Genomic DNA, 13,072 nt, shown 5'->3' on the forward strand with positions numbered 1-13,072 from the left:
CCATGACTGACCCGTCCCGCCCGGAAGACCGTGACGCTTCGCCGTCAGGGGGGAAGGCCGCCGCACTCCGCCGTCTGCACGTGGCCGGTGATCCGCTCGTGCTGCCCAACGCCTGGGATGCGGCCTCGGCCCGGATGGCCGAGGCGGCCGGGCTGCCGGCCGTGGCCACGAGCAGTGCCGCGACGGCCGCGGTACTCGGCTACGACGACGGTGAGGCGGCGCCGGTCGAAGAGGTGCTGGCCGCGGCCGGACGGATCGTCCGGGCGGTGAGCCTGCCGGTGACGGTCGACTTCGAGCGCGGCTACGGGCTCGCACCGGCTGAGCTCGTCGAGCGGTTCGCCGCGACCGGGGCCGTCGGGCTGAATCTGGAGGACTCGAACCCGCCGGACGGGAACATGGTCGACGTCGCCGAGCAGACGGATTTCCTGGCCGCGGTGCGCGACGCGGCGGTGTCGCTGAACGTGGACCTGGTCATCAACGCGCGCACGGACGCGTTCCTGCGCCGGTCCGGACCGCCGGAGGCGCAGCTCGCCGCCACGCTCGACCGCGGCGCCCGGTACCTCGCAGCCGGTGCGGACTGCGTCTATCCGATCGGCGTCGGCGATCCCGACGTGATCCGGGTCCTGGCCGAGGGCATTCCCGGTCCCGTCAACGTCGCATACGGACTCGGGAAGCTGTCACTGGCCGAGCTGGCCGCGCTCGGCGTCGCGCGGGTGAGCTTCGGACCGGCCCTTCAGCGGCACCTGTACACCACGTTCGGGTCCGCGCTGTTCTCGGCCGTCGCATCCGGCGAGAATCCATTCACGCCCTGACTCGATCCCAGCCGTCGCCGTCCCGATGACGCTGGCTGGATGAGATCTCCTGCGTGTCCTTCCTCCGGGATCTCACCCCGGAGGAAGTCCTCCGCCGCTTCAGCGGAGACGAGAGCACCGTGGAGGAGTACGACGCAGCCGATCACGTCAGCACCGGGAAGGTCCATGACCGGACCCTGGGCATTGCATCTGAGGATGGCTGCATATTGCCGACCATTCCGCCATTACCTCAGCGGCCGTTTCACCATCACCTTGGCGACCATCCAACCACGTTGATGGCGGCTGACTCACCGTCCCTGACGCAAGGTGGAGGTCGACGCCGTCCTGGAGACCCGCCAGGGCCAGGTGGTGGGTGTCGAGGTCAAGGCCGCGTCCACCGTACGGCCGGAGGACTTCAAAGGGCTTCGTCACCTCGCCGAGCGCGTCGGCCCCGACTTCGTCGCCGGCCTGGTCCTGCACACCGGCACCCACACCTTCTCCTTCGGAGACCGCCTGCTGGCCGTCCCGGTAAGCGCGCTCTGGGAGACCCACCCGTAGCCGACGCGATGGACGGCAAGGCCTCGGAAGTCCGCTCGGACGACGACGGCGACAATGGATCTCCTCCGGCCGAGCGTCCGGCCTTCTACGCCGGTGACTGCTGCGATCACACTATGCTCATGATCGATAAAGGACTGACAGGTGCGGCGAGAACCAGGGGCTTCAGGAACCAACAGCGGTACAGACACGGCTCACCTGACCGTACGCGCCCGTGACAAGCGTGTCAGCGTCCGGCTGACCGTGGCGAGCGATCCCGCCACGCCTCCGGAGATCCTCCAGGCCATGGCGGCAGATCCTTCCCGCACGGTCAGGCGTGCCCTGGCGGCTCGAACCGACGCATCCGGCGAACTGCTGCGTGAACTCGCCCGGGACCCGGATCTGAAAACCCGCCAGACGCTTGCCGAGAACCCGGCCTGCCCGTCTGATGTGCTGATCCTCTTGGTGGACGACCCTCACGGGTCGGTCCGGTGGTCGATGCCGGACCATCCGGGCGCCGACATCGAGGTCCGCCGTGCCATCTGCCGATCCGCCGATGAGGATCTGCGTCGGCTGCTCGCGGAGAGAAGTGGGCTGGACAAGGAGACGAACGCGACGCTCGCTGCGGACCCCTCTCCGGCTGTTCGAGCAGGATTGGCAGCGTACACCGACGATCCGGACCTCCTCGCCACCCTGACAGCCGACCTCGATCCCAAGGTCCGCATCGGTGCCACTCAGAACCCGCGTACCACAACACAGCACCGTCGCCTCCTCGCCAACGACAAATCCATGGCCGTCCGTGCGGCCGCAGTGCAGTCCGGGCGGCTCCCCTATGACGAGTTGCAGCGCCTTGCCCATGATCGGTCGATCAACGTGCGCTGGTGGCTGGCCACATGGCCCACGACACCGGAATCCATCGTGCGGATTCTCGCTGACGATCCCCATCCCGACGTAGCGACCCAGGCTCAGGCGAGGCTCCGATGAAGGACACGGCTCGTTCCCGCGACCAGAGCCACGGCCGTCCAGGACGGGTACAGTGCCAGTCTCCGGACGTGCGTGCCGTCGTGGCACGTCAACACCTCGGAGAGCAGATGCCAACGATCACGGACGGGCTTGAGCCGGAGGAACCGGGCTGCTGAGCCCTGCTGGGACGTGGCAGGCGGGACGATCACGCCCGGCCGAGCCGCCTACGGCTCCACCGGCGCGTCCGGGTGATCATCCTGGAGTCGAGCACCCCCGCCAGAAGAACCTGTCGCGCCTGTGTTGTACCTCTCCCGCCAGGACAGGTACAACAGCACCCCCAACGCGATCACAAGGAAGATCGCTGCGGAACCGGCGACCATATCACCGTAATCATCGAGCTTAGGCATCATGACGGCCCCCGTGATGAAAGTGATCCACCACGCCCAGTCATAGACACGATGCTTCTTCGCCAGGCTTGCCTTTCGGCGCATTCTCCGAGGTTATGTGTCCTCACGACGTGCGATGGTCAGGGCTGGGGCACGATCGAACCGCGATGCGGGGGTGCGGTCCATGCACGGCGGCTGGGAGTGGATGCGGCGGGGGCGGCGGGCGGCTCCGGCTGTGACCTGCCCTCAGGCACGGACGATGACGACGGATCTTCGGGAGTGCTCGCCCGGGTCGGCCAATGGCACGTTAATGGCACGACGCCCCGTTTCCTTGATTGGAAACGGGGCGCTTTCACTGGTGGGCGCTACCGGGTTCGAACCAGTGACATCTCGCTTGTAAGGCGAGCGCTCTACCGCTGAGCTAAGCGCCCGGGAGGTTCCCTACGGAACAGGCGGGACACAACCTTACGACACTGTCGGGGTTTTCGGCACATCGGGCGACCACGACGCGCCTGCGTGCGGGAATCCGGCCGCGCGCCAGCCGAGCAGGGACGCGCCCAGCATGCCCGCGTCGACGCCGAGAACGGCCCGGCGGAGTGGGGGCGCGGCACGGAAGGCCAGGCGTTCCGCCAGGCGCTTGGCCAGGGGGTCGGACAGCAGAGAGCCGGCCTCGGCCAGGCCGCCGCCCAGGACGATCGCGGAGGGGTCCAGCAGGAGCGTGTAGGTGGCCAGGGCGAGGGAGAGGGCTTCCACCGCCTCGTCCCACACCTCCGCCGCCACGGGGTCGCCGGCCGCGGTCAGCGCGGCTACCTGCTCGGCCGTGGCCGGAGAGGCCGCGCGGGCGGAGTAGCGGCGGCCGACGGCCGAGGCCGAGGCGTAGGTCTCCAGGCAGCCGATCTGGCCGCAGGCGCACGCCTCGCCGCCGGGGAGGACCGGGATGTGGCCGATCTCGCCTCCCCAGCCGGAGGTCCCGCCGTACGGCTCGCCGCCGATGATCATCGCGCCCGCGATGCCGGTGCCGATGGGCAGGAACAGGAAGTCGGAGATCTCCCGGCCGGCGCCGAGGACGCTCTCGGCCAGTCCTCCGGTGCGCACATCGTGGCCGAGCAGGGCGGGGACGTCCAGGGGGACGAAGTCCGCGGCGGGGACGTCGCGCCAGCCGAGGTTGGCCGAGTACAGGGCGGTGGCGGTCGCGTCGTCCACGAGGCCGGGTACGGCGATGCCGACGGCGGCCGGCCCGGCGCCGAGGATCTCCTCGCCCCGGGCGGCCAGGTCCCCGACGAAGGAGCGGATGGTGGCGACGACTGCGGCCGGGCCGCCCTCGCGGCCGGTGGGGCGGCGGCCGGTCGCGGCGACCTCGCCGGACCTGGTGACGATCCCGCCCTTCATCGAGGTGCCGCCGACGTCGACGGCCACCACGTAGTCGCTCATCCAGCCCTCTTCACGATTGTCGGCGCGGGAACGCCCCTTCCGGGAAAGGACAGCGTGACATGGCGATCATCTGCCCTTTTTGTGCCGACTTACCCTAACCCAGGGCAGAGCTGGAAAGCAGCCGGTGTCAGGCGTGCGAGGTGAGCCGCCCGAGTACGCGGTCCAGTGCCGCCGCGACCTCATCCGCCAGTCCTTCCGGTCCTTCCGGCCGTTCGGGGCAGTCCGGGCGGTGCCCGGCGAGCCGCACCTCTCCGCAGGCGCGGCACTCCACCTCGCCGAGCCGGCAGATCAGCGCGGCGGAACCGCACGCGGCGCAGGTGTCGAGGTCGAGATCGGTCATTCGCTGGCAGTCCGGGCAGATGAGGACCTGGGCATCCTGGCGTACCCCGCGCTTCCACGGGCTCGCGCCGCGTACCGGGTCGGTCTGCCGGGCCCCGCACGAGAAGCAGGGCATGATCGCCTCCGAGTGGTCGAGACCGGCGGGCGCTCGGATCGCGTCCACCGGATCACCGCTGAGAAAAGTTCGGCGAGTACCTCGCGGCACTCGGTTCAGGAAAGCCCGGCGAGCGCCGTACGGTACTCGGCGATGTCGCGTGCCTCCGGGATCGGGTTCACGACACACCAGCGGACCACGCCCTCGCCGTCGATGATGAAGGTGCCCCGCCTGGCGACGCCCCTGTCATCGTCGAACACACCGTACGCCCGCGCCACCTGTCCGTGCGGCCAGAAGTCGGAGAGGAGCGGAAAGGTGTAGCCCTCCCCGTCGGCCCAGGCCCGCTGGGCGAATATCGAATCGACGGAGACGGCGAGGATCTGGACGTCGTCCGGCAGAGTGGCGACGAGCCCGTCCCGGACGGCGGAGAGCTCGCCGTGGCAGACGCTGCTGAAAGCGAACGGGTAGAAGATCAGCACGATCTTCCTGCCCCGGTGGCCCGAGAGCCGCACCGGAGTCCCGTGCTGGTCCCTCAGCTCGAAGTCCGGGGCCAAGGAGCCCACCTCGACCGTCATGGCCGCTGGTCCTTTCACACAGATGACGGACGGACGCCATCATCCTGCCGTACGGCTCACGCGAGCCGTACGGCAGGGCGGACCCCTACCGGCGCGCCTTGGGCGTGGCGAGGCGCGTCCCCGACCAGTCGGGAGCGGCACTGATGCTGCTGGTCTGCGAGAGACCCGCGGTCGTGGCATCCTCACCGATGTCGCTGGGCTCGACGTGCCCTTCCCGGCCGGCCTTCGGAGTGAGCAGCCAGATCTGGCCCCCGTCGGTCAGGTTGGTCACCACGCTGCTCAAGGCGTCGAACAGATCGCCGTCCCCGTCACGCCACCACAGCAGCACGACGTCGACGACGTCGTCGTAGTCCTCGTCGACCAGTTCGTTACCGGTCAGCTCCTCGATGGATTCGCGCAGATCGTCGTCGGCGTCCTCGTCCCATCCGACCTCCTGCACCACCTGACCCGGCTTGAGGCCGAGTCGTTCGGCCAGGCTGCGTTCGCTCTGCGCCTGACCCGCGGTCGCGCTCACGTTTATCCCTCCTGCTTCGACGGCCCCGCCCTTGCACGGTGCTCACAGTGCTTCGGCACAGTCCACACGCTGTGACCCTCAGTCGTCAACGGTCGCCACGGCAACGACTGGGCCACGTCTGGATCAGTCCGACAAAAATGACAGGCGCACCTGGCGTTCCCTGTTGTCAATGTTGAGATCCACCACGGCGATGGACTGCCAGGTGCCCAGCGCGAGACGTCCGGCGAGCACCGGGACGGTGGCGTACGGAGGAACGAGAGCAGGCATGACGTGCGAGCGCCCGTGCCCGCGGGATCCGTGCGCGTGCTTCCACCGGTCGTCGGCCGGGAGCAGTTCCGACAGCGCCTCCAGCAGATCGTCGTCGCTGCCCGAGCCGAGCTCGATCAGCGCGATCCCGGCGGTCGCGTGCGGCACGAAGACGTGCAGCAGCCCGTCGCCCCCGCACGACCGGACGAAGCTCTCGCACTCGGAGGTGATGTCGTGCACCCGCTCGCGGGAGCCCGTCACCACCTCGATCGTCTGAGATCTCACATAACGAATCCTACGATCCGCGCTGCGCCGGGACGACGACCGCATCCGGACCGGGGAACACCAGGCCGGTGTGACCGTCCTCGAAGCGCACCAGATAGGGAGGTTCTCCCCCGTCCCCGCGCACCTCGACGATCTCCCCACGCCGGTTGCCGTGTCCGGTCGTGTGACCGTGGACCAGGATCTGGTCCCCCACTGTCGCGCGCATCTCTCGTGCCTCCCTCCAAAGGCGACAAGTTCGGACATCTCCAGATTCGTACGGCGGCGCTCTCCAGAAAAGGGGGACCCCCATGTAATCTTCCCCAGGGATTCGTCCTACCATCGGTGGTCTAGGCCACTTTCCTACCCCTGCCAGCAGGGACATCGTGGTTACCGGTCAGTAGAGATGCACTTTCCGGAGGAAGAGACCAGGATGGAAGACGACCTACACCAGACAAAAGCCCATCCTCGGAAGGCGAGACCCAGTGGCTTCCGGACGCCAGCGTTTCTCGATCATCAGCGACGGCCTACCCAGCCAGCTCCCTGATGTCGACCCCAGCGAGACCCAGGAGTGGCTCGAGTCACTCGACAACGTCATCAAGACGGAGGGCCGCACCCGGGCGCGATACTTGATGCTCCGGCTGCTCGAGCGGGCCCGTGAGCGTCAGGTCGGCGTGCCCGGTCTGCGCAGCACCGACTACATCAACACCATCCCTCCGGAGCGCGAGCCCTGGTTCCCCGGCGACGAGCACGTCGAGCGGCGGATCCGCGCCTACATCCGGTGGAACGCCGCGGTCATGGTGACCCGGGCCAACGCCCGCACCAACGTCGGCGGGCACATCGCCACCTACGCCTCCGCCGCGTCGCTCTACGAGGTGGGCTTCAACCACTTCTTCCGCGGCAAGGACCACGGCGAGTCCGGCGACCAGGTCTTCTTCCAGGGCCACGCCGCCCCGGGCATCTACGCCCGCGCGTTCCTGGAGGGCCGCCTCAACGAGGCCCAGCTCGACGCCTTCCGCCAGGAGCTGTCGCACGGCTTCAAGGGCCTGCCCTCCTATCCGCACCCGCGTCTCATGCCGGACTTCTGGGAGTTCCCCACGGTCTCCATGGGCCTGGGCCCGATCGGCGCGATCTACCAGGCGCGGTTCAACCGCTACCTGCTCAACCGCCAGATCAAGGACACCAGCCGCAGTCACGTCTGGTGCTTCCTGGGCGACGGCGAGATGGACGAGCCGGAGTCGCTCGGCGCGATCGGCCTGGCGGCCCGCGAGGAGCTCGACAACCTCACCTTCGTCATCAACTGCAACCTGCAGCGCCTCGACGGCCCGGTCCGCGGCAACGGCAAGATCATCCAGGAGCTGGAGTCCTACTTCCGGGGCGCCGGCTGGAACGTCATCAAGGTCGTCTGGGGCCGTGACTGGGACCCGCTGCTGGCGGCGGACGTCGACGGCGTGCTCGTCAACCAGATGAACACCACCCCCGACGGCCAGTTCCAGACCTACTCCGTCGAGACGGGCGAGTACATCCGCGAGCACTTCTTCGGCGGAGACCCGCGCCTGCGCAAGATGGTCGAGCACCTGACCGACGACGACATCCGCAAGCTGTCGCGCGGCGGCCACGACTACCGCAAGGTCTACGCGGCCTTCAAGGCGGCCCGCGAGCACGTCGGCCAGCCGACGGTCATCCTCGCCCAGACCATCAAGGGCTGGACGCTCGGCAAGGACTTCGAGGCGCGCAACGCGACGCACCAGATGAAGAAGATGTCCAAGGTCGAGCTGAAGGAGTTCCGCGACCGGCTCTACCTGCCGATCCCGGACTCGGCGCTGGACGCCGACCTGCCGCCCTACTTCCACCCGGGCGAGAACGACCCCGAGATCGCCTACATGAAGGAGCGCCGCGCGGCCCTGGGCGGCGTCCTGCCCAAGCGCGTGGTCCGCGCCAAGCCGATCCGGCTGCCCGGCGACGCGGCCTACGCGCAGCTCAAGAAGGGCTCCGGCAAGCAGAACGTCGCCACCACCATGGCGTTCGTCCGCCTGCTCAAAGATCTCATGCGCGACAAGGAGATCGGCCACCGCTTCGTCCCGATCATCCCGGACGAGGCGCGGACCTTCGGCCTCGACGCGATCTTCCCGACCGCGAAGATCTACTCGCCGCACGGCCAGACCTACGAGGCCGTGGACCGGGAGCTGCTGCTGTCCTACAAGGAGTCGGCCGAGGGTCAGATCCTGCACGAGGGCATCAGCGAGGCGGGCTCGATGGCCTCGCTCGTCGCCGCCGGCACGTCGTACGCCACGCACGGCGAGCACATGATCCCGATCTACATCTTCTACTCGATGTTCGGCTGGCAGCGCACCGGCGACCAGATGTGGCAGCTGGGCGACCAGATGGGCCGGGGCTTCCTGCTCGGCGCCACCGCGGGCCGCACCACCCTGAACGGCGAGGGCCTGCAGCACGAGGACGGGCACACCCCGCTCATCGCCTCGACGAACCCGGCGGCGGTGTCCTACGACCCGTCGTGGGCCTTCGAGATCGGCCACATCGTCCGCGACGGCCTGCGCAGGATGTACGGCGAGCGGCCCGAGGACGTCTTCTACTACCTGACCGTCTACAACGAGCCCTACCTCCAGCCCGCCGAGCCGGAGAACCTCGACGTGGACGGCCTGCTCAAGGGTCTCTACCGGTTCGCGGCCGCACCGGCCGGGGTCTCCGGCCCGAAGGCCACCATCCTGGCCTCCGGCGTGGCCGGCCCGTGGGCGATGGAGGCCCAGCGCATGCTCGCCGAGGACTGGGGGGTGGCGGCCGAGGTCTGGTCGGCCACGTCCTGGTCGGAGCTGCGCCGCGAGGCGCTGGCCGTCGAGGAGCACAACATGCTCAACCCCGACGCCGAGCAGCGCGTGCCGTACGTCACCCGGGCCCTCTCCCAGGCCCAGGGCCCCTTCGTGGGCGTCAGCGACTACATGCGCGCGGTGCAGGACCAGATCGCCCAGTGGGTGCCGGGTGACTGGACCTCGCTCGGCACCGACGGCTTCGGCCTGTCGGACACCCGCTCGGCGCTGCGCCGCCACTTCCACGTGGACGCCGCGTCCATCACGCTGGCGGTGCTCACCCAGCTCGCCAGGCGCGGCGAGGTGGAGGGCGAGGTGCTGCGCGAGGCCATCGCGAAGTACCACCTGAAGAACGGCGTGACCGAGGCCGGCGGCGCCGAGAGCAACGACACCCAGTCGATGGGTCTGTAGGAGCCGCCCCGCGCGGGAACCCCTTCCCCGACGTAGCCTCCGGTTCGAGGCCCGCCGGGGAGGGGGTTCCCGTGTTCCTGCCCGGGTAGGGATTTCTACCGTCCGGCCCGGGTGAGGTTGAATCTCTTCCCCTGGGAGCGATTCGAGGGGAGCACATCGTGCGAAGGATCCTGGCGGCCGCCGCCGCGGTGGCACTGTCCGCCGGGCTGGCCGCGTGCAGCGGGGACGACGCCGCCGCACCGGGCACCACGGCGCCCGGCACGTCCGGGCCGCAGGGCGCGATCGCCTGGGACACCTGCACCGACATCAAGCGCCCCGACGGCGCCGCCCCGGCCTCGCCGGACCCGAACCTGCAGTGCGGGAAGCTCGCCGTCCCGCTCGACTACGCCGAGCCCGACGGCGAGAAGATCGATATCGCCCTCCTGCGCATCAGGGCGACCGGTCCCGGCGAGCGCATCGGCTCCCTGCTGTTCAACTTCGGCGGTCCCGGCGCCTCCGGGGTCGACACCCTGGCCCAGGCGGCCAAGGCGTTCGGCTCCCTCGGCGCCCGCTACGACCTGGTCGGCTTCGACCCTCGCGGGGTCGAGCGCAGCTCCGGCGTCCGGTGCGGCGGCAACGAGATGATGGACCGTTACACCGCCACCGACAGCGCGCCCGGAGACGAGACCGAGCGCGCCGAGATCGAACAGATCTACAAGGAGTTCGCCTCCGCCTGCCAGGAGACCTCCGGCAAGGTCCTGCCGTACGTCGGCACCGTGAGCGCCGCCCGGGACATGGACCGCATCCGCGAGGCGCTGGGCGAGGCGAAGCTCAACTACTTCGGCATCTCGTACGGCACGCAGCTCGGCGCGGTCTACGCCACGAAGTTCCCCGGCAAGGTGGGCCGCTTCGTGCTGGACGCCCCGCTGGACCCGAGCGTCTCCATGCACGAGCGCACCCTCGTCCAGACGGCCGGCTTCCAGCAGGCCTACGAGTCCTTCCTGGAGGACTGCGTCAAGGACGCCGGGCAGTGCGAGATCGGCCCCGACAAGGAGACCGCGAACGCCAACATCGGCAAGCTCCTGGACGAGCTGGACACCACGCCGCTGGCGGTCGGGGACCGGCGGCTCACCCAGGGGCTGGCCGTCACCGGCATCGCCGCCGCCCTCTACTCGGAGCTGAGCTGGCCCTTCCTCGACCAGGCGCTGGGCATGGCGATGAAGGGCGACGGGCAGGGCATGCTGGCCCTGGCCGACAGCTACAACGGCCGCAATCCCGACGGCTCCTACACGACCATCATGAGCAGCTTCCCCGCGATCAGCTGCGTGGACACCGCCGAACGGCCGGACAAGGCGCAGCTGGCCAAGACCGAGGCCGAGGCGCTGAAGATCTCCCCGCTGTTCGGCAGCGGCGGGATGGGGACCATCTGCTCGACCTGGCCGGTCGCGGGGAGCGACGAGGCCATGAAGGTCGACGCCACCGGTTCGGCCCCCATCGTGGTGATCGCCACGACCGGCGACCCGGCCACGCCGTACGAATGGGGCCCGAAGCTGACCGAGCAGCTCAAGACCGCGACGCTGGTGACCTACAAGGGCGAGGGCCACGGCGCCTACCTGACGGGCGACGCGTGCGTGAAGAGGACGACGGACGCCTATCTGCTCGACGGGAAGGCCCCGGCGGAGAACACCACCTGCCCCGGCGCCTGACCCGCCCCCGCCGCCCGCCGGACCCGTACGGCAGGCGGCGGGCGGCGCCCGGCCCGGTGGGCGTTCCCGGTCGCCGCCCTAGCGGCAGCCCACCGGCCGGGGCCGCTTGGTCTCATAACGGAAGTCCACGGCGGCGAAGTGATATCCGAGCCGCTTCTTGATCGTCCCGTCCTCGTACATGGCGCCGATGATCTCATTGAGCTTCTCGCAGGCCACCGGGTCGTCCTTCCGGAAGGCGAGGCCGTACGGATCGTCGGTGAGCCTCGCCCCGACGATCTTGAGGTTGCTCTTGCGGGCGCCGAACCCGGCGATCACCAGATCGTCGCCGACCAGGGCGTCGGCGCTGCCGTCGAGCACCTTGTCCGTGCACCGTGACATGTTGTCGGCTTCGACGACCTTGAAGGAGATCCCCTCGTCCACGAGGACTGCGGCGGCCTCCGAGCCATCCGGCACGCAGACGACCCTGCCCCGCAGGTGCCCCACCTTGGTGATCTTCGAGCTGGCGCGCACCAGGATGTCCCGGTGGGCCAGGTAGTACGGCCCCGCGAAGGAGACCTGGGCGGCTCTGCCGTCGGTGATGGTGAAGGTGGAGATGACGAGGTCGACCCGCCCGCGCTCCAGCGCCGACACCCGGTCGGTGTGGCCCACGGGGACGAACTTCAACCCGCCCTTGGGCACGCCCAGTTCCTCGGCGATGCGCCTGGCGATGTCGACCTCGAATCCCGCGAGCGGGCCGCCGCGCGGGCCGAGGGCGATCCCGGGCAGATCCTCGCGATAGCCGATCCGCAGCTTCTTGGTCGCCCTGATCCGGTCGAGCAGCTTCGAACCGGTGGTGACCGTCGGGGTCGGGGTCGGGGTGGCGACCGGCGTGGGCGTGGGCGAGGCCGTGACGCCGTCGCCGAAGGTCGGGCCGAGCTGGACGAAGGCGAAGGCCGCGGCCAGGCCGACGGCCGCCACCCCGCCCGCCAGCGCGGGCCAGCGCCGCCCGGCGGCCCGGCCGGGCCGGTCCGCCTGGGTCAGGTCGACCGTGGCCGCCTGGACGCCCTCGGCCAGCACCTCGTCGGAGACCTCGGCGTCCTGGGCCGGGTGGCCGAGCAGGCGCCGGAGCACCTCGTCGGCGGTGGGCCTGCGCGCCTGGTCCTTGGCCAGGCAGGCGGCCACGACGGGGCGCAGGTCCTCCGGGAGCGCGCTCAGGTCGGGTTCGTGGTTGACGACGCGGTTGAGCGTCGCCACGATCGTCTCCTTGGCGAAGGGGGCCTGGCCGGTGGCGGTGAAGACCATGGTCGAGCCCCAGGCGAACACGTCGGCGGGGCAGCCGACCTCCTCCCCGGCGATCTGCTCGGGCGCCATGTAGGCGGGGGTGCCGACCGCGCGGGTGGTGATGGTCCCGCTCTCATCGATGATCTTCGCGATGCCGAAGTCGACGACCCGGGGGCCGTCGGTGGCCAGCAGCACGTTGTCCGGCTTGAAGTCGCGGTGCGCGATCCCGGCGTGGTGGATGGCGGCGAGCGCGGTGATCGTGCCGATGGCGAGCTTCTCCAGCGCCTCCCCGGTCAGCGGCCCGTCGCGTTCGACGACCTGGCGGAGCGACGGCCCGTCGATCAGTTCGCTGGCGATGTACGGCGTCTCGCCGTCGAGGTCGGCGTCGAGCACCCGGGCGGTGCAGAACGCCTCCACCCGCCGGGCGGCGGCCAGCTCCCGCGCGAAGCGGGAACGGGCGTGGGCCATCCCGGTGAAGCGCACGTGCAGCAGTTTGATCGCGGCACGTTCGCCCTTCTCGGACTCCCCCAGGTAGACGACCCCCTGACCCCCCTCCCCCAGCCTGCCCTTCAGCTCGTAATCCCCCAGCCGCGGTGGATCCCCCGGCCGCAGCGGTGCTGTCTCCGGCATCGCCGACCCCTCGTGCTACGGCGTTTTGCCAGAACATTACACACCTCCGGCCCGGACCACCGCCTCCGGGCTGGCCGCCGGATAAGAACGGGTTAAACGAATTCGCTTAAGGAGTGTTTAACAGGGC

At 69.7% G+C, this 13,072-nt stretch carries 13 protein-coding genes and 1 tRNA gene; 5 read left to right on the plus strand and 9 right to left on the minus strand.

What is annotated here, in order from left to right:
• Positions 1 to 2: 2 nt before the first annotated feature.
• The 3 genes from IEZ08_RS13295 (at position 3) to IEZ08_RS13305 (ending at position 2,309) form a co-directional block, all read left to right on the plus strand.
• Entirely contained in the window at positions 3 to 812 is an 810-nt protein-coding gene (locus IEZ08_RS13295; protein WP_189242225.1) for an isocitrate lyase/PEP mutase family protein, read from the plus strand.
• A gap of 306 nt (positions 813 to 1,118) precedes the next feature.
• On the plus strand, positions 1,119 to 1,349 hold the full coding sequence (locus tag IEZ08_RS13300) for a DUF4143 domain-containing protein (RefSeq protein WP_068925350.1): 231 nt from the start codon (positions 1,119 to 1,121) through the stop codon (positions 1,347 to 1,349).
• 141 nt (positions 1,350 to 1,490) lie between these two features.
• Positions 1,491 to 2,309: a hypothetical protein gene (locus tag IEZ08_RS13305; RefSeq protein ID WP_084780488.1), complete on the plus strand. Its 819-nt coding sequence runs from the start codon at positions 1,491 to 1,493 to the stop codon at positions 2,307 to 2,309.
• A 203-nt stretch (positions 2,310 to 2,512) separates the two neighbouring features.
• Here the strand turns inward: IEZ08_RS13305 and IEZ08_RS13310 are convergent, their stop codons facing one another.
• The 8 genes from IEZ08_RS13310 to IEZ08_RS13345 form a co-directional block, all read right to left on the minus strand.
• Positions 2,513 to 2,779: a hypothetical protein gene (locus tag IEZ08_RS13310; protein WP_189242227.1), complete on the minus strand. Its 267-nt coding sequence runs from the start codon at positions 2,777 to 2,779 to the stop codon at positions 2,513 to 2,515.
• 251 nt (positions 2,780 to 3,030) lie between these two features.
• Positions 3,031 to 3,105 (minus strand) — tRNA-Val (locus tag IEZ08_RS13315).
• Between the two features lie 34 nt (positions 3,106 to 3,139).
• On the minus strand, positions 3,140 to 4,105 hold the full coding sequence (locus tag IEZ08_RS13320; protein WP_189242228.1) for an ROK family protein: 966 nt from the start codon (positions 4,103 to 4,105) through the stop codon (positions 3,140 to 3,142).
• A gap of 127 nt (positions 4,106 to 4,232) precedes the next feature.
• Positions 4,233 to 4,607, minus strand: a complete 375-nt coding sequence (locus IEZ08_RS13325; RefSeq protein ID WP_229803084.1) for a hypothetical protein — start codon at positions 4,605 to 4,607, stop codon at positions 4,233 to 4,235.
• A 47-nt stretch (positions 4,608 to 4,654) separates the two neighbouring features.
• Entirely contained in the window at positions 4,655 to 5,113 is a 459-nt protein-coding gene (locus IEZ08_RS13330; protein ID WP_068925358.1) for a peroxiredoxin, read from the minus strand.
• An 85-nt stretch (positions 5,114 to 5,198) separates the two neighbouring features.
• Complete coding sequence (locus tag IEZ08_RS13335; protein ID WP_068925361.1) at positions 5,199 to 5,627, minus strand: DUF3052 domain-containing protein; 429 nt, start codon at positions 5,625 to 5,627, stop codon at positions 5,199 to 5,201.
• 123 nt (positions 5,628 to 5,750) lie between these two features.
• Positions 5,751 to 6,158, minus strand: coding sequence for a secondary thiamine-phosphate synthase enzyme YjbQ (locus IEZ08_RS13340; protein ID WP_068925363.1), 408 nt, complete (start codon positions 6,156 to 6,158; stop codon positions 5,751 to 5,753).
• Between the two features lie 10 nt (positions 6,159 to 6,168).
• Positions 6,169 to 6,363: a DUF1918 domain-containing protein gene (locus IEZ08_RS13345; protein WP_084780490.1), complete on the minus strand. Its 195-nt coding sequence runs from the start codon at positions 6,361 to 6,363 to the stop codon at positions 6,169 to 6,171.
• A gap of 256 nt (positions 6,364 to 6,619) precedes the next feature.
• Between IEZ08_RS13345 and aceE the strand changes: the two genes are divergently transcribed.
• Positions 6,620 to 9,370, plus strand: coding sequence for a pyruvate dehydrogenase (acetyl-transferring), homodimeric type (gene aceE / locus IEZ08_RS13350; RefSeq protein WP_068925367.1), 2,751 nt, complete (start codon positions 6,620 to 6,622; stop codon positions 9,368 to 9,370).
• Positions 9,371 to 9,528: 158 nt separating this feature from the next.
• Positions 9,529 to 11,055 carry an alpha/beta hydrolase gene (locus IEZ08_RS13355; protein ID WP_189242229.1) on the plus strand — a complete coding sequence of 509 codons (1,527 nt, stop codon included), beginning with the start codon at positions 9,529 to 9,531 and terminating at the stop codon, positions 11,053 to 11,055.
• Between the two features lie 78 nt (positions 11,056 to 11,133).
• Here IEZ08_RS13355 and IEZ08_RS13360 read toward each other — a convergent pair whose 3' ends face one another.
• Positions 11,134 to 12,945, minus strand: a complete 1,812-nt coding sequence (locus IEZ08_RS13360; protein WP_068925372.1) for a bifunctional serine/threonine-protein kinase/glutamate ABC transporter substrate-binding protein — start codon at positions 12,943 to 12,945, stop codon at positions 11,134 to 11,136.
• Between the last annotated feature and the right edge of the window lie 127 nt (positions 12,946 to 13,072).

The sequence above is a fragment of the Planobispora rosea genome, from assembly GCF_014648175.1.
Taxonomy (GTDB): Bacteria; Actinomycetota; Actinomycetes; order Streptosporangiales; family Streptosporangiaceae; genus Planobispora; species Planobispora rosea.